The sequence below is a fragment of the Vreelandella halophila genome, from assembly GCF_019903425.1.
Taxonomy (GTDB): Bacteria; Pseudomonadota; Gammaproteobacteria; order Pseudomonadales; family Oleiphilaceae; genus Halospina; species Halospina halophila.
Window position 1 is genome coordinate 63,454 of record NZ_JACHUZ010000011.1, and the last position, 22,858, is coordinate 86,311.

The following is a 22,858-nucleotide window of genomic DNA, read 5'->3' on the forward strand; positions in this document are numbered from 1 at the left end:
GGTGACGCATGATACTTGAAAGCACCGCGGTTGTGCATGATCCAGATGACAGCGGATTGGGTTTATCCGGGATTTCCAATACCATGGCGTGATCCATGGGCAACGGGCCGGAACGGCGGACTATGCACATCCATATCCTTGGCATCTGCGGTACCTTCATGGGCAGCCTGGCGCTGCTCGCGCGTGAGCTCGGGCACGAGGTCACGGGCTCGGACGAGAACGTCTACCCGCCCATGAGTACCCAGCTGGAGCAGGCGGGCATCCGGCTGCACGAGGGGTACGACCGTGAGGCCCTAAAGCCCGCCCCGGATCTGGTGGTGGTGGGCAATGCCCTGGGGCGGGGCAATGCGGCCGTGGAATACATGCTCAACCGGAATATGCCCTATGTCTCCGGCCCGGAGTTCCTGTCCCGGGAGGTGCTGCACGGCCGCTGGGTGCTGGCCGCCGCGGGCACCCATGGCAAGACCACCACCGCCTCGATGATGCTCTGGATCCTGGAGCAGGCCGGGTTTGATCCTGGATACCTGATTGGCGGGGTGCCAAACGACTTTGAGCACTCGGCGCGCCTGGGCAGCAGTGATTTCTTCGTGGTGGAGGCGGACGAGTACGACAGCGCCTTCTTCGACAAGCGCTCCAAGTTCGTCCACTACCGCCCCCGGACTCTGATCCTCAACAACCTGGAGTTCGATCACGCAGACATCTTTGACAGTATCGAGGCTATTGAGCGCCAGGTGCACCATCTGGTGCGTACTGTGCCGGCCACGGGCCTGATCGTACGACCGGCGCGTGACCGTAACCTGGATTCGGCCCTGGCGCTGGGCTGCTGGACGCCTATCCAGAGCACCGCCATCGGCGGGGAATCGGACCTGGCGAGCTGGCGCGCGGAGCTGACCGCTTCGGATGGCAGTGAGTTCATGGTGGTCCACAACGAGCAGCCCGTGGCCCGGCTGCGCTGGAATCTGACCGGCCAGCACAATGTGCGCAACGCCCTGGCCGCCATTGCCGCCGCCAAGCACGTGGGCGTCACCCCGGACCACGCCATCGCTGCCCTCCAGCGCTTCGGCGGAGTCAAGCGGCGCATGGAGCTGATCGCGGACGTGGGCGGCATCCGGCTTTACGACGACTTTGCCCATCATCCAACGGCCATCGCCACGACCTTGGACGGCCTTCGCCACCAGGTGGGCGATGAGCCGGTGGTGGCCGTGGTTGAGCCGCGCTCCAACACCATGAGGCAGGGCCATCACAGTGCCCGCCTCCTGGAGTCCACCATGCTGGCGAATCGCGTGGTATGGGTGGACTACGATGAACAGGACTGGCTCGCCGCCATGCTGGAGGGCGCGGACGGGCGCCACAGCCGGTACACCGTGATGGAAGAGCTCGTGACCGGCCTCTGCGGGGAACTGCCCCGGCCCTGCCATATCGTGCTCATGAGCAATGGCGGCATGGGTGGGTTGCGGGAACGGCTCAGGAACCAGCTGGAGACCTGTTTTGGCTGAACGACCTGTGATCAATGTGGCCATGACCGGCGCATCCGGCGCGCCCTACGGTCTGCGGCTGCTGGAGCAGTTGATGGCGGCCGGCTGCGAGGTGCGCCTGATGATCTCGAAGGCGGCCCAGGTGGTGATCAGCACCGAGACGGACCTGCGCCTGCCGGGCAGCACGGATGCTGCCACACGGCTCTTAACGGAGCGCTGTGGTGGTGAGGCAGGGCAGCTGACCCTGTTCGGCCGGGAGGACTGGTTCGCGCCACCGGCCTCGGGCTCGGGTCCGAAGGCACCGCTGGTGATCTGCCCCTGCAGCACCGGCACACTTTCGGCGCTGGCCAACGGTGCCAGTGACAACCTCATTGAGCGGGCCGGGGATGTGGCCCTCAAGGAACGGCGCCAGCTGATCCTGGTGCCGCGCGAGTCCCCCTACTCCGAGGTCCACCTGCAGAACATGCTCACGCTCACCCGCATGGGCGCCACCATCATGCCCGCGAGCCCGGGCTTCTATCACGAACCGCAGAGCGTGGGCGACCTGGTGGATTTCATCGTGGCGCGCCTCCTGGATCACCTGGGCCTTGAGCAGACCCTGGTCGGGCGTTGGGGCGAGGCACGCCTGGCCATGAAACGCGATACGGCAGGAGAAAAGAACACCGATGAGCGGGATTGACTGGCAGCAGGTTCCGGCGGCCATCTGGCGCTCCCAGCGCCAGGAACTGAGAGGGGTCACCCACCCGGACCCGGTGCGCTTGGAGGATCTGCATGGTATCGAGTCGCAGAAGGCGCAGCTGGCCCACAACACCGAACGCTTTCTCGCCGGTCAGCCGGCCAACCACGCGCTGCTCTGGGGCTCCCGGGGCACGGGTAAGTCATCCCTCGTGAAGGCCCTGCTCAATCGCTACCGGGAGCAGGGTCTGCGGGTGATTGAAGTGGACAAGGACGACCTGGTCCACCTGCACGAGATCGTGGACCCGATCCGTGAATGCCGCGAGCGTTTCATCATCTACTGCGATGACCTCTCCTTCGGCACTGACGATCCGGGCTACAAGCCGCTCAAGAGCGTCATGGAAGGCTCCATCGAGCTGCCGCCGGAGAACGTACGGGTCTATGCCACCTCCAACCGGCGCCACCTGATGCCGGAGTACATGAAGGACAACCAGGACACCACCATGGTCAACGGTGAGATCCATCCCTCGGAGGCGGTGGAGGAGCAGGTCTCGCTCTCGGACCGCTTCGGGCTCTGGCTGTCGTTCTACCCCTTTGACCAGAAGACCTACCTGGAGACCGTGGATGCGCTGTTCCCGGAGGTTCAGGACCGGGAAGCCCTGCACCGGGTCGCTCTCCAGTTCGCGCTGGCCCGCGGCGGGCGCAGCGGGCGCACGGCGGAGCAGTTCCGGCGTGCCTACAGCGGTGAATTCGAGTAGTACTTCCAGCCAACCCGATTGAACGCTTTGGTCATTGTGGCGGCCTCGGCGCATCGCGACACTGAGCGCGACTGAAACAACAATAGCGGAGTTCGCCCCGATGCTTTCACGCCCGATCTACGACAGCGACGTCCACCAGTTCCGGGACACCGTCGTCCGCTTCCTCCAGAACGAGGCCGTGCCCTACCACGACCAGTGGGAAAAGGATGGCCAGGTCAGCCGCGAGCTCTGGAAAAAAGGCGCTGAACTGGGCCTGCTGTGCCCGTCGTTGCCGGAAGAGTACGGCGGTGCCGGAGTGGACTTCCGCTACAGTGCCGTGGTCATGGAAGAGGTCAGTCGGCTCGGGCTCTCGGGCATCGGGTTCTTCCTGCACTCGGACATCGTTGCCCCCTATATCCACCATTACGGCACCGAGGAACAGAAGCAGAAGTACCTGCCGAAGATGGCCCGGGGCGAGATGATCACCGCCATTGCCATGACCGAGCCCGGCGCCGGCTCCGACCTCCAGGGCATCCGGACCTCCGCCATCTGGGATGGCGAGCACTACGTGCTCAACGGCTCCAAGACCTTTATTACCAACGGCCAGATGGCAGACCTGGTGATCGTCGTGGCCAAGACCGATCCCAAGGAGGGCGCCAAGGGCACCAGCCTCTTCCTGGTCGAGGCGGACTGGCCCGGGTTCGACAAGGGCCGCAACCTGGACAAGGTGGGCATGAAGGCCCAGGACACCTCGGAGCTCTTCTTCCAGGACGTGAAGGTGCCGAAGGAGAACCTTCTGGGCAGCGCGGAAGGGCAGGGCTTCATGCAGCTGATGCAGGAGCTGCCCCAGGAACGCCTGCTGGTGGGGCTGGTGGCCCTGGCCGCCTGCGAGGGCGCCTTCGAGTGGACCCTGGATTACGTGAAAGAGCGCCAGGCCTTCGGCAAGCCGGTGATCGGCTTCCAGAACACCCGCTTCAAGCTGGCCGAGCTCAAAGCGGACATCACGGCCGGGCGTACCTTCGTGGACCGCTGCCTGGAGATGCACCTGGAGGGTAAGCTGGATGTGCCCACCGCCGCCATGCTCAAGCAGTGGACCACCGACCTGCAGTGCCGGGTGATGGACGAATGCCTGCAGCTGTTCGGCGGCTACGGCTACATGACCGAGTACCCCATCGCCCGGGCCTGGGCGGATTCCCGCGTGCAGCGCATCTACGCGGGCACCAACGAGATCATGAAGGAGATCGTTGCCCGCTCGCTCTGATCCGGCCTCCATATTTGCCAAGCGCATCAAGGTACAGGCTGCGCCCATCCGTTAGAGTCGCGTCAGGACAATGGCGCAATGCGGACAGCGGGTGGCGCATCCATGATCAGAATCATACTCCGGGCCGGTTTCGCCCTTATGGTGGCTACAGCCCTTGCCGGCTGCCTCGGGGACAGTGACTCCGACGAATACGGTGAGGACATCACGCGCTACGAGAGCAATCCCGAGGCGGGCGATCCCGATACCTATCCGGTGCAGGCCCGCAACGGCAGACTGGAACGGGCGCTGGTCTGGCTTGATATGGATGGTGACCAGGCTCTTTCCGTTTACGACGACCAGGATTATGAGGCCGACGTCCTGGCCGATGCCGACGACGAGACAAAGGCGAGACGGGACGTTGGTGACGATTTCGAGCTGACGGAACCCTGGGGCATCACGGACGCCGATGGCAATCTGGACCTCGATGTGAGCGCGCTGGATCTTCCGGAAAGCGTTGCCGCTGATCTGGATCCTTCCGATTACTCCCTGATGGTCGTCGCAGTACCCAATGAGACACACAACGACGGTGAGCTGGTAGATCGGGCTTTCTTTCTCAGTGCACCGCCCGGTATCAGCACTGTCTCGCCGTTCACTACACTCACAGAAACCATCCGCTGGCTTCGCGGCGGCAGCCTTGATGCGGCCTCTGCGGCGAGCCGTCTACAGCAGCAGAACCTCCTGGACGCCCAGGAGCCGGTCAGCATCTACCAGGATTATCTGAACGCGCAGGGAACTACCCGAACTCCCCATTATGCGACGGCGTTACGGCGACTGCAGCAGAAGCAGGTTACCGGGGAGCGCAGTGAGGCGGTTGCGCAGGCTGCCGGGAACCTGGACAGCCTGTCTCCTGGAGAGGGTGACATCACATTCTTTCAGCCGGAGGATCTGCAGGTCCTCGGGTCCGTGGTGCTGGATCAGGCATCAAACGTCATCAGGGATGTGGACGCTGACATTGAAGCCAGGGGACTTGATGGCTACGCCCTGCCAGCGGACGGGCAGTTGGACAGTATCCGGGACTTTGAGCCGAATCTCGCAAACCCGCTGGTTCCCGTGGAACAGCGTTATTTCACGCCCCTGGACAACCCGGAGAATGAAGAGAACTTTGCTCCGGGCGCCCTGGAAATCGTGGAGGGGGGTGATGGTGAGCAAGTCCGCATGGGGCGTCTGACAGCTGAGGACGCTGAACTCAACGCGCAGGTCTTTTTTGATTACGGTCCGGGGGGCAGGATCAGCCGTATCAGCGTGCGGGGTCAGACCCGTCCGTCCATGAGTGCTTTCCGCTTCCTCACCAGTGGTGGCAGCGCCGCTGGGAACCCAGTGGATCTTGGGTATGCTCCCTATCTGGATATGGAGACGGGGCCAGTCCTGAGTCAGGCGGTGGAGCGGGATGCACTTTCATCCGAGGTCTTGGATGAACGTTTTGGCAACGGGAATGGTGCCATTGACTGGGCCACTCCGAGCATCGGTCTGGATTCCGGGCGCTTCGGGAATGACAGCACAGAGACGTATCCGGATGGCACCCTGGAGCGGGTGTATGTGAAAGCTGGGGATGGTTCAGGACTGGTGCGCAGGCCTCCGGGAACCAGTGGTCAGGATATTGTGGATGCGGCGATAACGGTACCTTCGGAGGGGGTGCCTGAGGGGGCTGTGGGTTTGCCGGTTACACGTGATCCGCTGGAGGGTGCCAGCCGTCTGGAGGTCCAGTACGGAACGACCCAGGAGGTGACGGGCTGCAGCACGACTTCGACAATTCAGCATGTCACCCATCAACAGACTGTGACGGTCAGTGATACGGACCCTGAAACTGGAATCAAATTCCAGATCACGCGTTATGGCCATCTGCGCAACGAGGGCGAAGAGAACGCCACACTCAGGGTCCTTGCTGAGAGCTATCCGCAGGCTGCGGATGGAACCGGCGTTACCGTGCGCGAATATGAGTACCCGACAGACGGTGTTGAGGAGCCGTGGAAGATTGATCAACCGGATCGGCTGCTTTCCATGCGGGTGTTTACGCTGGATTCGCTTGAGGCTGGCAACAGATTCTGTGGAAGTAATGGCGAGGAAGCGTTCTCTGTCGCCGGAAGTCCCGCGAATCTCCAGTATTACATCGGCTACGAATACATGCGCTTCGCTGACTACCTGGAATCCATAGGCACCCGGAGCCAGTAGCCTGGAATCCAAAAAATGTTTGACAGCCCCGCGAGCGCCCATTAAAGTACGCATCACATTCGGGCAGTGCCCGAACACAATCAGATGCCTCGTGCCGAGGTGGCGGAAATGGTAGACGCGCTAGCTTCAGGTGCTAGTGTCCGTAAGGACGTGGTGGTTCAAGTCCACTCCTCGGCACCACTCTTTTATCCTCCCCTTCTCTCCTGTCTCATTAATTGAGATCCAAGAACAAACAGTCACAGGCGGAATCAATGGCCTCAGGAACCCCTCAGGACGACCCAAGCGCGGATCGTGAATCCCAGAAATATGAAAAACCAGTCCACGGCCGGGAAACCATCCTGGAACACCTGAAAAAGCGCGGTGCTCCGGCGACCCACCAGAAACTCTGTGAAGAGTTCGACCTGGACGACGAGGACCGCATTGAGGGGCTGCGTCGGCGCTTGATCGCCATGGCGCGGGATGGCCAGCTTATCTGCAACCGCCGTGGCGCCTATCTGCCCATTTCCGAGGCGGATCTCACCCGGGGGCATGTTCAGGGCCACCGGGATGGTTTCGGTTTTGTGGTTCCTGAAGGCGGTGGTGATGACCTTTTTCTGAATGCCCGCCAGATGCGGCAGGTCTTCCACGGCGACCGGGTACTGGTGCGCGAGGATCAGAGGGACGCCCGGGGCAAGCGCGAAGCGGTCATCGTGGAGGTGCTGGAACGCAACACGGCCCAGGTTGTGGGTCGCATGCAGCGCGAGGACGGTGTTTCCATGGTGATTCCGGAGAACAGCCGGATCAACCAGGAGATTCTGGTCCCGGAGGAGGCCTGCCAGGGGGCGGGCCATGGCCAGTACGTCACCGTTACCATCGAGAAGCAGCCCACAGTGCGCAACAAGCCGGTCGGGCGCGTGGTCGAGATTCTGGGCGACCATATGGCGCCGGGCATGGAGATTACCGTGGCCATCCGTTCCTATGGCCTCCCGGATCAGTGGCCGCCGGCGGTCACGGAGCAGGCACGCAGCATTCCGGACGAGGTCTCTGAACAAGCCAAGCAGGGCCGGGTGGATCTGCGCGATCTGCCCCTGGTCACCATCGACGATGAAAGCGCCCGTGACTTTGACGACGCGGTCTACGCGGAGAAGCGCAGGGGCGGCGGCTACCGGCTGATTGTGGCCATCGCGGACGTGGCCTGGTACGTGCGGCCGGAGACGCCTCTGGACCTGGAAGCCCAGAACCGGGGCAATTCGGTCTACTTCCCGGACCACGTGGTCCCCATGCTGCCGGAGAAACTCTCCAATGGCCTCTGTTCGCTGAACCCCGGCGTTGATCGTCTGTGCATGGTTGCGGACATGAATCTGAGCCGGGAAGGCAAGATCACCCAGTACTGCTTCTACGAAGCGGTTATGCACTCCCATGCGCGCCTGACCTACAACAAGGTCAGCTCCATTCTGGAGCACCCGGAGTCGGATGATGGCCAGAAGCTGCGCGGTGAGTACAGCAAGGTGGTGCCCCATCTGGAAACGCTCTACAGCTGTTACCAGATGCTGCGCGAGGCGCGTGAGCGGCGTGGTGCCATCGACTTTGAGACCACGGATACCCAGATCCGGTTTGATCGTGACCGCAAGATCAGCGAGATCGTGCCGGTGGAGCGCAACGCCGCGCACAAGCTGATTGAGGAGTGCATGCTGTGCGCCAATGTGGCCACGGCACGCTTCCTGAAACAGCACAAGATCCCGACGCTCTTCCGCGTGCACGACTCACCCTCGCCGGAACGGCTGGCGGACGTGCGCCAGTTCCTGAGCGGGCTGGGCCTGGATCTTCCGGGCGGGGATGACCCGGAACCCCAGGATTATCAGCAGGTACTCAGCCAGGTGCAGAACCGCCCGGACGCGCACATCATCCAGACGGTGATGCTGCGCTCCATGAAGCAGGCGGTCTATACCTCCGAGCAGCGGGGCCACTTCGGTCTCGGGTTTGAGGAGTACACGCACTTCACGTCGCCCATCCGCCGCTATCCGGACCTGCTGATCCACCGGGGCATCAAGTCGGTGATCCATCGCAAGGCCAGAGGCGGTGCCATGGCCGGAATCAAGGCTCTGTTCGGCAGTCAGAAGAAGGCGAAGACCATAGTGCCGGCGGAGAAGCCGGACCCGGAACTCGCCCAGTACGGCTATACCCAGGAACGCGTCCAGCAGCTGGGCGAACACTGCTCCATGACGGAGCGCCGGGCCGACGATGCCACCCGTGATGTGGAGGCCTGGCTCAAATGTGAGTTCCTGCAGGGCAACGTGGGCGAGGTATTTGATGGTGTGATCGCCTCGGTCACCGGCTTCGGGCTGTTCGTGCAGCTGGGCGGCGTCTACACCGAGGGCCTGGTGCACATCTCGGCACTGGGTGGCGACTTCTTCCACTTCGACCGTATCCGCCACACACTGATCGGCGAGCATACCGGGCGGACCTTCCGTCTGGGGGATCAGGTGCGGGTGCGCGTTGTCCGGGTGGACCTGGATGACCGCAAGATTGACCTGGAGCTGGAAGAGTCCCTTCCGGACGCCAAGAAGGGCGGCGGCAAGGGTTCGGGCAACCGCAGGAAAGGCGGTGGCAAGGGCCAGCAGGGTGGCCGCAAACAACAGGGCGGTGACCAGCAGAAGCAGGCGAAAGAATCCGAGTCGGGCGACGAGGCGGCACCGAAGAAGAAATCCGGTGGGCGTCGCCGTCGGCGTGGCGGCCGTGGTGGTGGCGGCAACAAGAGCGAAGGCTGATCCGGGGACGGCTTGATGGCGCAACATACCCTCTTTGGCTGGCACGCAGTCACCACACTGTTGGAGCGGCATCCGGAACGGGTGCGCAGCCTCAAGCTGCAGCAGGGCCGTGAGGACGGCCGCCAGAAGCGGGTGCGCCAGCTGGCCGATGATTTCGGGGTTGCCGTGGAGCAGTGCCAGCGCCGGGTTCTGGATGAGGCCAGCGACGGCGGCAACCACCAGGGGGTGGTGGCCGTCATCAAGCCTCCGGTTGCCCTGGGCGAAGACGAGCTCCTGGAGCGCCTGGAAACACCGGACCACCCGCCCTTCATTCTCCTTCTGGATGGCGTCACGGATCCACACAATCTGGGTGCCTGCCTGCGCACGGCCGATGCGGCCGGCGTGGATGCGGTGGTGGTTCCCAAGGACCATTCGGCCCCGCTCAACGGTGTCGCCATGAAGGTCGCCAGCGGTGCGGCGGAGTCCGTGCCGCTGGTACGGGTCACCAACCTGGCGCGTTTCATGCGCCGGTGCCAGGAGCAGGGCATCTGGTTCACCGGCACCTCGGATGCCGCCGAGGCGGGCATCCACGACCTGGATCTAACCGGCCCCATGGCTCTGGTCATGGGTGCCGAGGGCAAGGGCATGCGCCGCCTCACCCGCGAGCACTGTGATCAGCTGGGCCATCTCCCCATGGCCGGACTGGTCAGCTCACTCAATGTCTCCGTGGCCGCTGGCGTCTGCCTTTTTGAGGCCCGTCGCCAGCGTACGATTGCATCAGCCGCACACGGGGCATAAAATGTGCGATCCCGTTTTGCGGGGTCAATACCACTCCTTGCTTCCGGCAATGGATCGGAAGCTGCCCAAACCGTAAGGAGCGATAATGCGTCATTACGAAATCGTGACACTGGTTCATCCTGACCAGAGCGAACAGGTGCCCGCCATGATCGAGCGCTACTCCAAGCTCGTCACCGACGATGGCGGTACAGTCCACCGGGTCGAGGACTGGGGGCGGCGTCAGCTGGCCTATCCGATCAACAAGATCCACAAGGCCCACTATATCCTCATGAACATCGAGTGCACCCAGGAGGCGCTGGGTGAACTGCAGCACAACTTCCGGTTCAATGACGCGGTCATCCGCGATCTGATCGTGCGCAAGGATGAGGCGGTGACTGAACCCTCGCCCATGAAGGCAGCCGAGAACCGTGAGGAACGCGGCGACGACAAACCGCGCCGGCAGACAACCTCCGGTGGCTCCGGGGATACGGAATCAGAGGGTTCCGACTCCGAGACCGAAGAAGCCGGCGAAAGCGCCGAATAACACGCATCAGAGAACTGAGGATACCGATTCATGGCTCGTTTTTTCAGACGTCGTAAGTTCTGCCGTTTCACCGCGGAAGGGGTCAAGGAGATCGACTACAAGGATCTCGACACCCTGCGCGGCTACATCACTGAAACCGGTAAGATTGTACCCAGCCGGATCACCGGTACACGTGCCCGCTATCAGCGGCAGCTGGCAAGCGCCGTGAAGCGCGCCCGTTATCTGGCTCTGCTGCCCTACGCCGACAGCCACGACCAGTAACGGCCATCGGGTTCAGCTGATGCAGCGTCTGGCCGAGTTCATACTGCGGGGCCCCATGCCTGCGGCCGCTGTGGCGGTCGGGGGCATGGTCCTGCCGTTCCTGTTCTGGCTGGGTGCTGCGGCGGTCGGGCTCGTGACGCTCAGGCTGGGGCCCCAGAGAGGGCTGATTACCGGGCTCTGGGCAATGCTTCCGGGCGCGGCCTGGCTCTGGGTCGGGATGGATCCGGCACCATTGGTGGTGCTGCTGATCACAATGGTCATCTGCACTGTGCTGCAGATGACCATTTCCTGGGAAAAGGCCCTGATGGCCGGGGCCGCGCTTGCAATAGGGATTGCCCAGGCCCTGCCGGTGGTGGCACCGGCATTTTTTGATCAGCTGATCACAACGGCCCAGCAGGTGTACGGCGAGATGAACGCCGGCATGATGGAGAACCTGCCCGAGGATGTGGATCCGGAAAATGTGATCCGCACCATGATGATCGCGGTGCTGGGGGTTCTCAACTACGCACTGGCCATTGCGGCGTCCCTGCTTGCCAGGGGCTGGCAGGCCCGGCTCTTCAATCCGGGTGGGCTGCAGTCGGAGTTCCATGAATTCCGGCTCTCGGCACCAACGGCGCTGGGGCTGCTGGTGCTCATGGCGGTCGGGGAGTTCGTGGGGATCAATGGAACCCTGCTCCTGCTTGTGCTGGGTCTTCCGTTGCTGCTTGCGGGGCTCGCCCTGGTGCACGGCACGCTCGCAAAGCGTGGGCTCGGCACCGGCTGGCTTGTGGGCTTTTACATTGCGCTGGCGGTGCTGGTTCCATGGTTGTTCCTGGTGCTGGTTTTCGCGGCCGTCATCGACAGCTGGCTTGATATCAGACAGCGACTTTAGACAGAGGTTATTGGGATGAACGTTATACTGCTCGAAAAAATGCACAAGCTCGGTGATCTGGGTGACCAGGTGAAGGTCAAGCCGGGCTTCGGGCGTAATTACCTTGTTCCCTACGGCAAGGCGGTTCCCGCCACCGAGGCGAACATCAAGGCATTTGAGGAACGCCGTGCGGAGCTTGAGAAGGCTGCTGCTGAACGCCTGAAGGCCGCTCAGACCCGTGGCGAGAAACTTGATGGCAGCTCCGTCACCATCGAAGCCAAGGCCGGTGAGGAAGGCAAGCTGTTCGGCTCCATCGGCGTCCGCGATATTGCGGAAGCGGTATCCGCCAACGGCACCGCTGTCGAAAAGAGCGAAGTGCTGCTGCCGGAAGGCCCCATCCGCATGACCGGCGAGTACGGGATCACGCTGCAGCTGCACACCGATGTGCAGGCAACGATCCAGCTGAACATCGTCAAGGGCTGAATCCGGCCCGGAGCAGGGGAGTGCCCGGCTGATGGCGCAGGAACCGGAAGCTGACGAGCGCACCAGCCGCGTCAAGGTGCCCCCGCATTCGATCGAAGCGGAACAGGCCGTGCTTGGCGGCCTGATGCTCGATAATGCGGGGTGGGAGCTTGTGGAAGGGCTCATCACCTCCGGGGACTTCTACCGCTCCGAACACCGCCTGATATTCCACGCCAGCGAGCGGCTCATCGCCAACGACAAGCCGCTTGATATGGTCACGGTGGGCGAATGGCTTGAACAGGCCGGGGATCTTGATGCCTGTGGCGGGCTTGAGTACCTGGGCCGTCTGGTCGAACAGACCCCCGGTGCGGCCAACCTCCGAAGTTACGCCGAGATCGTCAAGGAACGGTCTGTTTTCCGGCAACTGATCGAGGTGTCCGGCCACATTGCCGATTCCGCTTTCAATCCCCAGGGGCGCTCCAGCGCCGAGATTTTGGATGCCGCCGAAAGCCAGGTGTTCCAGATTGCCGAGCACCAGGTCCAGCAGGGTGGCGGCCCGCGTGAGATCAATCCCATCCTCAGGGAAACCCTGGAGCGGATCGAGTCGCTGTTCGAGACCGAGGGTGGGCTTACAGGCCTGACGTCCGGCTTCAAGGATCTGGACGACATCACCTCCGGCTGGCAGCCCTCGGATCTGGTGATCGTGGCGGCGCGTCCCTCCATGGGCAAGACCGCGTTTGCCATGAACCTGGTCGAGAACATGCTGATGGCGACTGATAAGGGCTGTCTGGTGTTCAGCATGGAGATGCCGGCGGATGCCATCGTGATGCGGATGCTCTCATCCATTGGCCGGATTGATCAGACCCGGATCCGCAACGGCAGCCTGGAGCAGGATGACTGGCCGCGTCTCACCTCAGCAATCAGTCTGCTCAAGGACAAGCCACTCTATATCGATGACACGCCGGCACTGAGCCCAACTGATATGCGTTCGCGGGCGCGGCGTATTGCCCGGGAGATGGACAGCCAGGGCAAGGAACTCGGCATGATTATGGTGGACTACCTGCAGCTGATGCGGGCACCGGGCAACAATGAGGGCCGTACCGCCGAGATCTCCGAGATCTCGCGGGCTCTCAAGGGGCTTGCGAAGGAGCTCAACTGCCCCGTGATCGCGCTGTCCCAGCTCAACCGGAGCCTGGAGCAGCGGCCTAACAAGCGTCCGGTCAATTCGGACCTGCGGGAATCCGGCGCGATCGAACAGGACGCTGATGTGATCGCCTTCATCTACCGCGATGAGGTCTATAATGAGGACAGCACCGACAAGGGCATCGCTGAGATCATCATCGGCAAGCAGCGTAATGGCCCTGTCGGGAGTGTCCGGCTGGCATTCCTCGGTCAGTACACCAAGTTCGAGGATCTGGCTTACGGGGATTATGGAGGCGACTATTAATGCCGCGGCACACCCGGGCCCGTATCGATCTGGACGCGCTCAGAAGCAACTTCCGTAGGGCCCGGGAACTTGCCCCCCATTCGGCCTCGATGGCCGTGGTCAAGGCGGACGGTTACGGTCACGGTCTTGAGCCGGTGGCACGGGTTCTGGCCGGGGAGACCGATTGCCTGACCGTTGCCACCATCGGGGAGGCAAAGAGGCTGCGTGATGGCGGCATCGAATCCGCCATTGTTCTGCTGGAAGGGGTGCATGAGGCGGCGGACTGGTCGGCTGTTTCGGAGCTGGGGTTGCACCCGGTCCTGCACAGCCCTCACCAGCTGGCGGGCTCCGAGGCCCTGGACGCGGAGGTGCCGGTCTGGATCAAATGCAACACCGGCATGAACCGGTTGGGCGTGGAACCGCGGGACGTGGCGGCTTTCCGGCAACGGCTGGCGTTCCGGCCCGGTCTGCGGGTCGTCGGTCTTCTCTCTCACTACGCCTGCGCGGATGACCTCAGGGATCCGATGACCCGCCGACAGAAGGAGTGCCTTCAACGCATCCGGCGTGATCACCCGGATCTGCAGGTCAGCCTCGCCAACTCCGCGGCCCACTTCCATGATCCGGCCCCAGACTGTGACTGGACGCGGCCTGGCATCATGCTCTATGGCGGAACCCCCCTGATCGGAACCACCGGCCCGGCGCTCGGCCTGAAGCCGGTCATGAGCCTGGAGTCCCGGATTATCGCCGTGCGTGATCTGGGGGCGGGCGAGTCAGTGGGCTATGGCGCAACCTGGGTCGCGGAAGCCCCCTGCCGTATGGGGATTGTGGAGATCGGCTACGGCGACGGTTACCCCAGGCATGCTCCCAGTGGGACTCCAGTGGCTGTGGCCGGGCAGCGGTGTAAACTGATCGGGCGGGTGTCCATGGATATGATCGCCGTGGACCTGAGCCAGTGTCCGGGCGCAGAGGTCGGCGCGCCGGTTGAGCTCTGGGGCCACCATGTGGGTATTGATGAGGTGGCCGGCATGGCCGGCACCATCAGTTATGAACTGCTGACCGGGGTTTCCCCGCGCGTCCCCCGGGTCCATGAGGGCGACCGCTGATCAGGCGTCGCTCTCGGGTTCGAACAGAACCTCTTCCAGGAAGACCAGAATCCCCTCAATGTGCTCATCGTCCGCCTTCTTGAGTACGTTGTGGATGACCATCCGGGTGCCCTTGAGCATGCTGCTGATGCCCATCTTGGCCATTTTCTGAAGCATGGCACCCGCGTTCATGCGCCGCAGTGGCTCGAGGAAGAAGAAATCCGTACCCGTTTCCGTGAGTTCCATGATCAGGTTGTAGAGGTCATCGCGCCGTTCCTTGGTGACACCGTTGGTCCGGATATCGCTGATCACCTGGTGGGCTCTCTGGTACTGGGGTTCGGGCAGGGGGGCCACCAGATGGTGCTGATGTTTTGGCATTGGTCATACTCCTTTGTGTACAGATGTTTTCTGGGTTCGTCATTACACGCATTGCATCAATCTTGGGCATTGGCTGAAATGGCGGTTATGCTGTCGTATCGTGCAACCCGTCACATTCCGGACCTGCAAGCGACCCTGTTTTGAAGATACTGGTGGTTTACGAACCGGGCGAACTCGGTGAAGCACTGCTGTCACGGCTCGCGGGGGCTGGCTTGGAGCCCACGCCGCTGCTGCTCAGCCGTCCCTCGGATGTGGCCCTGGATCAGCTTCAGTCCTGGGTTGAGCCCTGTTTCGACCTGGTCATCAATGCCATTACTGGTGTGGATCCGGAACAGGCTGAGCAGGTACCGGGCGAGACGCGGCGTCGTCTGCATGACCTGCCGGTAGCACTGGCGGAACGGGCCGCGTTTCACGCCATTGCGATGATGAATCTCTCCAGCAGCCAGGTCTTTGACGGACGCAAGCAGCAGCCCTATATCGCCAGTAACCCGGGCAACCCGCTGTCGGTTCTGGGCCAGTGCCAGTGGGACTGTGAGCAGTCACTGCGCAGCCGGCTGCCGCGGCACCTGATCCTACGTATCGGCTGGTCGCTGGAACGGTTCCTGGAGCGTGTTCGCGGCCACAATCCGAGCGAACCGCTGTATCTGAGCAGTCGTTATCGGGGGCAACCCACTACCTGGTCGGACTGTGCCCGGGTCATGACCGCCGTTGTCCAGCAGTTGGACTGTGGCGCGGAGGCCTGGGGAACCTACCAGTACGCTAGCAGTGACACCGTTTCCCTCTACGATCTGGGGCTCGAGCTTCTGGAGCAGCTGTCAGAAGCGCAGCGCCCGCACCTGATTGACGAGGAGGACGCCTGGATGCGACTGGAGCCGGCCAATGCCGTGCTCAACTGCAAGAAGATCCGCCATACCTTCGGCATCCAGCAGTTGTCCTGGCGCCACTCCCGCGCGGCAACGAAGGCATGACGAGTCTGTAACGGAAGGGTAGACTAAGCGTACTTTTTGCGGGCGCAGTGGTCGCCCTACATCAACGGGTCAGGATGACGTTATGTCTACTACAAGCCGATTCATCGTCGTCACCATCGGGCTGGTGATCGTTTTTGGCGGAATCTTTGGCTGGAAAGCTTTTGAATTCCGGATGATGCAGCAGCACCTCAATCAGGAAGATCCGCCCGCCGTCATCGACGCTGCCCGGGCCGAGACGCGCGAGTGGGTGCCGTCCCTGCACTCCGTTGGCAGCATCCGGGCCGTCAATGGTATCCGTGTCGCCAATGAACTTCCCGGGGTGGTTGAGACCATCCGCTTTGAATCCGGAGACATGGTCGAGAAGGGCGATGTGCTGGTGGAGCTGGATGTGGAATCCGACAAAGCCGCACTGGAAACCCGGCGGGCGGAAGCCGAGAGTGCCCGTCGGACCTTTGAGCGGGTGTCGAACCTGGTTGATCGGAATGCGGTGTCCCAGGCCGAATTCGATGAAGCCGAGGCGGCCTACGACGCGGCCCGGGCAAGGGTAAGGGAGCAGGAAGCGCTTGTGCGCAAGAAGATCCTGCGCGCCCCTTTCGATGGCAAGACCGGCCTGCGCCTGGTGGATCAGGGCGAGTACATGCCCACCGGGACTCCCGCTGTGGAGATCAACATGGTGGATCCCATCTACGCGGAGTATTCGATTGCCGAAAAGCACCTCAGCAGCGTTGAGGTGGGCGATGACGTAACCGTATCGGTGGCGGCCTACCCGGATCGCCTGTTCGAGGGTGAGATCAGCGCCATCAACAGCTCCGTCAGTACCGAGAACCGCACGGTCCGTGTCCGTGCCACCCTTGCAAACGACGACGGCGCGCTGCAGCCGGGCATGTTCGCGGATGTGCGCACACTGGAATCCGAGCCTCGGAAAGCGGTGGTGGTGCCGCGTACGGCGGTCTCCTTCAACACCTACGGAGACTTCGTGTACGTGCTCAATGAGAATGATAAGGGTGAGCTGGTCACCGAGCGTCGCAGCATCCAGACCGGACCGGAACGCGATGGGGTTGTCGAGGTCGAGTCCGGCCTTGAGGCCGGTGAGCGGATTGTTGCCACCGGACTGCTGCGTCTGCGGGCGGGGCAGCGTGTGCAGATCGCCGACGAGGATGACGAGCCGGGCGCCACTGTTGAGGATGACGGCAGCGGTGCAGAGCAGGGAGACGGCTGATGCGATTCACCGATATTTTCGTCCACCGGCCGGTGCTGGCCACGGTGGTCAGCCTGCTGATCCTGCTGCTGGGCGTGCGCTCGGCCATGGAAATGGAGATCCGGCAGTACCCCGAGCTCGAAAGCACCACTGTCACCGTCACCACCGCCTATCCGGGCGCGAGCTCCGATCTGGTTCAGGGCTTCGTAACCACGCCCCTGCAGCAGGCGATTGCGGAAGCGGATGGTATTGACTACCTGACGGCGACCAGCCGCCAGGGCAGTTCCATCATCGAAGCCAAGATGGATCTCAACTACGACGCCAATGACGCGCTCTCCGAGATCCAGGCGAAAGTGGCCAGCCAGCGCAACGAGCTGCCGGACGCCTCCCGGGACCCGGTGATCGAGTCCGAGACCGGGGACTCCACGGCGCTGATGTACATCGCCTTCCACAGCGAGTCGCTGCCGGTGTCCCAGATCACCGATTACCTGACACGGGTCGTGCAGCCCCAGCTCCAGGCGCTCAGTGGCGTCGGCAAGGCGGACCTGCTCGGGCGCACCTATGCCATGCGCGTATGGCTGGACCCCACCCGCCTGGCCAGCCTCGACATCACACCCCGTGAGGTGGCCGATGTACTGCGGGCGAACAACTACCAGGCGGCGGTGGGGTCCATTGAGAGTGACCTGATCCGCGTGGACCTGGATGCGGAAACGGACATCGCGGATCCGGAGCAGTTCCGTAATCTCGTGGTCCGGGAGGTGGATGGCAGTCTCATCCGGCTCGAGGACATCGCGGATGTGGAGCTGGGTGCCGAGAACAATGACCAGATCTCCTATTACGCGGGCAGCCCGGCTACCTATCTCGCCATTGAGCTGGCCCCCGGCGCCAACCCGCTGGATGTGGCCGAAAGGGTGCGTAACGAACTCCCTGGCATCGAGGCCCAGCTGCCTGCGGGCCTGAAGGTTGACCTGCCCTATGACGCCTCGGAATTCATCGAGGATTCCATCAATGAGGTGATCTACACGCTGGTCGAGGCGCTGATCATCGTTCTGGTGGTGATTTTCCTGAGTCTCGGCAGCATCAGGGCCGCTGTGGTGCCCTCCGTGGCCGTGCCCCTTTCCATGATCGGTGGCGCCTTCCTGATGCTGTTCATGGGCTTTTCCGTGAACCTCCTGACGTTGCTGGCCATGGTGCTGGCCATCGGCCTGGTGGTGGATGATGCCATCATCATGGTGGAAAACGTGCACCGGCACGTGGAGCGTGGCGAGAAACGGTTTGATGCCGCCATTAACGGGGCACGGGAAATGGCGGTGCCCATCATCGCCATGACCACCACCCTGGTCGCGGTGTTTGCCCCTATCGGCTTCATGGGCGGCCTGGTGGGGGCGCTGTTCACGGAATTCGCCTTCACCCTGGCGGCTACAGTGGTTATCTCCGGGGTGGTGGCGCTGACCCTGTCACCGGTGCTCTCCGCCAATGTGCTCAAGCCCGCCGGCGAAGCGGGGCGCTTCGAGCGCATGGCGGAAAACTTCTTCGAGAAGCTGTCCAATGGTTACCGCCGGGCGCTGACCAGCGTGGTCAGCAGTCTGTCTGTGATTGCCTATTTCGGTGTGGCCATACTGGTGGCGATCTACTTCATGGTGACCTTCAGCCAGAGCGAGCTGGCCCCGGATGAGGACCAGGGGATCGTGTTCTACCAGGGCACGGGCCCGCAGACGGCAAACCTGGACTATCTGGAGCGCTATGGCGCCGAGATGCAGGAACGGTTCGAGGCGCTGCCGGGGTACGAGGAATCCTTCATGCTGATGGGCGTTACGGCGCCCAACGAAGTATTTGGTGGCTTCAAGCTCAAGCCCAGCAGTGAACGTGAGATCTCACAGTTCGAGGTCCAGCCCATGCTTCAGGAGGAGATGGACCGGGTGACCGGGCTGCGCGTGGCCACTTTCCCACGGCCACCACTGCCGGCCTCTGGCGGTGGGCTGCCGTTCCAGTTGGTGCTGACCACGGGCAGCGATTTCGAGCAGCTCAACGAGGTGGCCGATGAGATGCTGCAGAAAGCTAATGAGAGCGGCAACTTCATCGTCCTGGAAAAGAGCATCGACTATGACCGTCCGGTAACCGGCATCAGCGTGGACCGCGAGCGCGTGGCGGACCTGGGGCTGTCCATGGCAGAAGTTGGGGAGACGCTGTCCACCATGCTGGGCGAGGGCTTCGTGAATCGGTTCAACATGGACGGGCGGGCCTACGATGTCATTCCGCAGGTGGCGCGGCCCTTCCGCAGCGACCAGGAGAAACTGAGGGATTACTATGTTCGGGCAGCCTCAGGCCAGCTGGTCTCCCTGGACCAGGTGATCGACTTTGAGCAGCGGGTGGAGCCTTCAAGCCGGACCCAGTTCAATCAGCTCAACTCCATTACCCTGCAGGGTGTGCCTATGCCTGGGGTTGCCATGGGGGATGCCATGGACTATATGGAAGGGTTGGCCGGTTCGACCCTGCCCCAGGGCTTCGGCACGGACTACAAGGGCCAGTCGCGCCAGTTGGCGCAGCAGGGCAGTGCGCTCATGGTAACCTTCTTCCTGTCGCTTCTGGTGATCTACCTGGTGCTGGCGGCGCAGTTCGAGAGCTGGCGGGATCCCGTCATCATTCTGGTATCGGTGCCGCTGTCCGTTGCCGGGGCGATGATCTTCATCGTGCTGGGTGCGGCCTCCATGAACATCTACACCCAGGTGGGTCTGATCACCCTGATCGGGGTTGTGGCCAAGAACGGCATCCTGATCGTGGAGTTCGCGAACCTGTTGCAGAAGGATCGTGGCATGGGCGTCCGTGAGGCGGCCATTGAGGCGTCCGCGATCCGTCTGCGTCCGATCATCATGACGTCCCTGGCATTGATCGTGGCCATGGTGCCGCTGTTGCTGGCTTCGGGGCCGGGTGCCGTGAGCCGTTTCGCCATCGGCCTGACCGTGGCCACCGGCCTGGGCTTCGGCACCTTCTTTACGCTCTTCGTGCTGCCCGGGTTCTACATCATGCTGGCCCGGGACCATAATGCGCCGACGCGCGCTGAAGCGGCGAGCTGATAACAATAAACGGAGGACCGGTTATGCAACCGGAGGAATACACCAGGGAGGATGCCACCGGGCTGGCGAGCCTGATCCGCAAGGGCCAGGTTCAGCTGGGTGAGGTGGTGGATGCGGCCATCAACCGCGCCGAAAAGCTTAACCCGGCGCTCAACGCCATCTGCCAGCCGCGTTTCGAAAAAATCCGGCACGAAAAGCCCGAAGCCGACGGTGCTTTTGCCGGAGTTCCCTTTCTCGCTAAGGACCTGGCTCAGGAAATGGCGGGGATGCCCAGTACCATGGGCAGCAGGGCGCTGTTGGGGTACGTCCCGGAGCAGGATTCCGAGTACATCCGGCGGGCCCGCAAGGCCGGTCTGCTGATGATGGGGCGCACAGCCACGCCGGAGCTTGGGCTCAAGGCCATCACCGAGTCCCGTCTCTGGGGGCCGACCCGCAACCCCTGGGCTAATGAACGCACACCCGGTGGCTCCAGTGGCGGCTCCGGTGCGGCCGTGGCGGCTGGAGTCGTGCCCATGGCGGGCGCCAATGACGGCGGTGGATCGATCCGTATTCCAGCGGCCTACAATGGGCTTTTTGGCCTCAAGCCCTCGCGTGGGCGTGTGTCACCCGGCCCCTATCTGGGCGAGGCCTGGACGGGAGCAAGCGTGGATCACGTGGTCAGCCGCAGCGTGCGCGACAGCGCGGCGATGCTGGACGCGATTGCCGGTAACCCCAAGGGTGACCCCTTTACCATACCGGCGCCCGAGCAACCCTGGCTGGAAGCCATCCAGTCATCGCCCCGGCCTCTGCGCATCGGTTTCTTCACCGAGTCTCCCTATGGTTCCGAGGTGGATGCCGAGTGCGTGGAAGCGGTGAACACAACCGCCCGCCAGCTCGAGGCTCTTGGGCATCATGTGGAACCGGCCATGCCCGCCTTTGATGGTATGGCAATGGCCCGCGCCTACCTGACGCTGTATTTCGGGGAGGTCTCGACCATTATGGAAGAGGCCAGGGCGAAGACCGGAGCCAGCGACAGCGATTTCGAGATCGAGACCCGTCTGCTTGGGGCGCTTGGCCGCAGCATGCGGGCTGTCGACTACGTGCGCACCCGTCGCGGCTGGAACGATTTTGCCCGTGCCCTGGGGCGATTCTTCGGTGATTACGACCTGTACCTGTCACCCACCACAGGGCAGCCACCGGCGCGGATCGGGGAACTGGAAACGCCGGCGCACCTCAAGTTCGCGGCGCGGATGCTGGTGGGGCTGCGCGCGGGCAGCCTGGCGCTGAAGAGTGGCATGGTTGAGGAGCTGGCACAGGAGAGCCTGGCGCGCACGCCCTTCACCCAGCTTGCCAACCTCACCGGCACGCCGGCGATGTCGGTGCCGTTGCACTGGTCGCAGGAGGGGCTGCCGATCGGCGTCCAGTTCGGCGCGCCCCACGGGGATGAGAGCACGCTCTTCCAGCTGGCCGCCCAGCTGGAAGCCGCCCATGCCTGGTGGCCACGCTACCAGTCCCTGTGGCAGCGTCTGTAGAGCGGATCAGGCCTTGCTGTAGGGCTTCTGTTCCCGGAACAGCTGATCCAGCTCGCCCTCGTAGTAGGCCTCCACCCGCGGGTTCATCACCTTTTTCCACAGCGGCGGCACCAGCGCCAGGACAAACATGGCCGCGTAGCCGCCGGGCAGCTGCGGGCTTTCATCGTAGTGGCGCAGCACCTGGTAGCGCCGGCGCGGGAAGGCGTGATGATCCGAGTGGCGCTGCAGGTGGAACAGGAAGAGGTTGGTCAGCAGGTAGTTGCTGTTCCAGCTGTGAGCCGGTGTGACCCGCTCAAAACGGCCGTTCTCCTGAACCCGGCGATGCAGCCCGTAGTGTTCGATGTAGTTGATTACCTCAAGTGTGGCGGCGGCGAAGAAGCTCTGCGCCAGGAAGAACACCAGCCCGGCCCAGCCCAGGGCCATCGTGAACGCGACCGCGAACAGGGCTGAAATCGCATACCACCAGATCAGTTCATTGGCCGGTCCCCAGGGGGTCTTGCCCTTGCGGCGCAGTTTCCTGGCCTCCAGCCTCCAGGCGTTCATGAAGTTACGCGGGAAGGCTTGCAGCAGGAAGGCGTAAACCCCCTGATTGTAGCGTGAGGAGCTGGCGTCCTCCGGCGTGGACACGTGCACATGGTGACCCATGATGTGTTCCACCTTGAATCCCGCATAGGTCACGCTGGCAAGGGCAAGCCCGCCGGTCCAGGTCTCGATCTTTGTGTCCTTGTGGATCAGTTCGTGGCCGATGTTGATGGCCATGATGCCACCGACCACCCCGATTGAGATGACCCAGCCGATCTGTGCCGCCAGTCCCATTTCCACCGTTGCAAAGGCCCAGCCGGCATAGACCAGAACGGCCAGGTGGATGGGCACGCACACCAGGGTCAGGGCCCGGTAGTACCAGTCCTTCGTCATGTCCGGTACCTCGGAATCCTCATCCGGATTGGCCGGGTCCTTGCCGACGATGTAGTCGAGTATCGGGATGAATCCGAAGATGAAGAGAGCCGGGAACCAGGCCCAGAACAGCGTGTTCCCGCCCAGTGTCAGTCGCCAGGTTACCCAGGCGCCGATGGCCGGGACCACCAGTACCAGCAGGTAGGCGTAGCGCTTGATGCGCACCATGATTTCCGGGGGCACTCGGGAAAGCATCGGGGCATCCTCCTGTCGTTGTTGTAAGCGGTTTGTGTGATTGTGCTTTTAGACTAATTCTTGATTTAGTGAATTGTCAAACAACTCATGTATAAA

At 62.7% G+C, this 22,858-nt stretch carries 19 protein-coding genes and 1 tRNA gene; 18 read left to right on the forward strand and 2 right to left on the reverse strand.

Annotated elements, in window-relative coordinates; genetic code table 11:
• Positions 1-122 precede the first annotated feature (122 nt).
• From mpl to alr, 14 genes are all read left to right on the forward strand, one after another.
• Positions 123-1,496: a UDP-N-acetylmuramate:L-alanyl-gamma-D-glutamyl-meso-diaminopimelate ligase gene (mpl, locus tag H4I92_RS00490; RefSeq protein WP_077528695.1), complete on the forward strand. Its 1,374-nt coding sequence runs from the start codon at positions 123-125 to the stop codon at positions 1,494-1,496.
• Between the two features lie 22 nt (positions 1,497-1,518).
• On the forward strand, positions 1,519-2,154 hold the full coding sequence (locus H4I92_RS00495) for a flavin prenyltransferase UbiX (RefSeq protein WP_245800832.1): 636 nt from the start codon (positions 1,519-1,521) through the stop codon (positions 2,152-2,154).
• Positions 2,141-2,908 carry an ATP-binding protein gene (locus H4I92_RS00500; protein ID WP_077528697.1) on the forward strand — a complete coding sequence of 256 codons (768 nt, stop codon included), beginning with the start codon at positions 2,141-2,143 and terminating at the stop codon, positions 2,906-2,908. Before H4I92_RS00495 ends, H4I92_RS00500 begins: the two co-directional genes overlap by 14 nt.
• 100 nt (positions 2,909-3,008) lie before the next feature.
• Positions 3,009-4,148, forward strand: a complete 1,140-nt coding sequence (locus tag H4I92_RS00505; RefSeq protein ID WP_077528698.1) for an acyl-CoA dehydrogenase family protein — start codon at positions 3,009-3,011, stop codon at positions 4,146-4,148.
• Between the two features lie 102 nt (positions 4,149-4,250).
• Entirely contained in the window at positions 4,251-6,356 is a 2,106-nt protein-coding gene (locus H4I92_RS00510) for a hypothetical protein (protein WP_143512560.1), read from the forward strand.
• A 93-nt stretch (positions 6,357-6,449) separates the two neighbouring features.
• Positions 6,450-6,536 (forward strand) — tRNA-Leu (locus H4I92_RS00515).
• 71 nt (positions 6,537-6,607) lie between these two features.
• Positions 6,608-9,103: a ribonuclease R gene (gene rnr / locus H4I92_RS00520; protein WP_077528700.1), complete on the forward strand. Its 2,496-nt coding sequence runs from the start codon at positions 6,608-6,610 to the stop codon at positions 9,101-9,103.
• Between the two features lie 15 nt (positions 9,104-9,118).
• A complete protein-coding gene (gene rlmB, locus H4I92_RS00525; RefSeq protein WP_077528701.1) occupies positions 9,119-9,880 on the forward strand; it encodes a 23S rRNA (guanosine(2251)-2'-O)-methyltransferase RlmB in 762 nt (253 codons plus the stop codon).
• Positions 9,881-9,965: 85 nt separating this feature from the next.
• Positions 9,966-10,403: a 30S ribosomal protein S6 gene (rpsF, locus tag H4I92_RS00530; protein ID WP_077528702.1), complete on the forward strand. Its 438-nt coding sequence runs from the start codon at positions 9,966-9,968 to the stop codon at positions 10,401-10,403.
• A 30-nt stretch (positions 10,404-10,433) separates the two neighbouring features.
• Positions 10,434-10,664: a 30S ribosomal protein S18 gene (gene rpsR, locus H4I92_RS00535; protein WP_077528703.1), complete on the forward strand. Its 231-nt coding sequence runs from the start codon at positions 10,434-10,436 to the stop codon at positions 10,662-10,664.
• A gap of 19 nt (positions 10,665-10,683) precedes the next feature.
• The gene (locus tag H4I92_RS00540) at positions 10,684-11,535 is read left to right on the forward strand and encodes a hypothetical protein (RefSeq protein ID WP_077528704.1); all 852 of its coding nucleotides are present in this window, start codon (positions 10,684-10,686) and stop codon (positions 11,533-11,535) included.
• Positions 11,536-11,550: 15 nt separating this feature from the next.
• Entirely contained in the window at positions 11,551-11,997 is a 447-nt protein-coding gene (rplI, locus tag H4I92_RS00545; protein WP_077528705.1) for a 50S ribosomal protein L9, read from the forward strand.
• Between the two features lie 31 nt (positions 11,998-12,028).
• On the forward strand, positions 12,029-13,423 hold the full coding sequence (gene dnaB, locus H4I92_RS00550) for a replicative DNA helicase (protein WP_077528706.1): 1,395 nt from the start codon (positions 12,029-12,031) through the stop codon (positions 13,421-13,423).
• Entirely contained in the window at positions 13,423-14,505 is a 1,083-nt protein-coding gene (gene alr / locus H4I92_RS00555; RefSeq protein WP_077528707.1) for an alanine racemase, read from the forward strand. The genes dnaB and alr overlap by 1 nt, the downstream gene beginning before the upstream one ends.
• Here the strand turns inward: alr and H4I92_RS00560 are convergent, their stop codons facing one another.
• On the reverse strand, positions 14,506-14,862 hold the full coding sequence (locus H4I92_RS00560) for a hypothetical protein (protein WP_077528708.1): 357 nt from the start codon (positions 14,860-14,862) through the stop codon (positions 14,506-14,508). It abuts the gene before it with no gap.
• Between the two features lie 152 nt (positions 14,863-15,014).
• On the opposite strand from H4I92_RS00560, the gene H4I92_RS00565 reads away from it, so the two are divergent.
• From H4I92_RS00565 to H4I92_RS00580, 4 genes are all read left to right on the forward strand, one after another.
• Positions 15,015-15,830, forward strand: coding sequence for a sugar nucleotide-binding protein (locus H4I92_RS00565; RefSeq protein WP_179105572.1), 816 nt, complete (start codon positions 15,015-15,017; stop codon positions 15,828-15,830).
• An 82-nt stretch (positions 15,831-15,912) separates the two neighbouring features.
• Complete coding sequence (locus H4I92_RS00570; RefSeq protein WP_077528710.1) at positions 15,913-17,049, forward strand: efflux RND transporter periplasmic adaptor subunit; 1,137 nt, start codon at positions 15,913-15,915, stop codon at positions 17,047-17,049.
• A complete protein-coding gene (locus H4I92_RS00575) occupies positions 17,049-20,102 on the forward strand; it encodes an efflux RND transporter permease subunit (RefSeq protein ID WP_077528711.1) in 3,054 nt (1,017 codons plus the stop codon). The genes H4I92_RS00570 and H4I92_RS00575 overlap by 1 nt, the downstream gene beginning before the upstream one ends.
• 23 nt (positions 20,103-20,125) lie before the next feature.
• Positions 20,126-21,613: an amidase gene (locus tag H4I92_RS00580; protein ID WP_077528712.1), complete on the forward strand. Its 1,488-nt coding sequence runs from the start codon at positions 20,126-20,128 to the stop codon at positions 21,611-21,613.
• 6 nt (positions 21,614-21,619) lie between these two features.
• On the opposite strand, the gene H4I92_RS00585 is transcribed toward H4I92_RS00580, so the two are convergent.
• Positions 21,620-22,762, reverse strand: a complete 1,143-nt coding sequence (locus tag H4I92_RS00585; protein ID WP_077528713.1) for an alkane 1-monooxygenase — start codon at positions 22,760-22,762, stop codon at positions 21,620-21,622.
• Positions 22,763-22,858 lie beyond the last annotated feature (96 nt).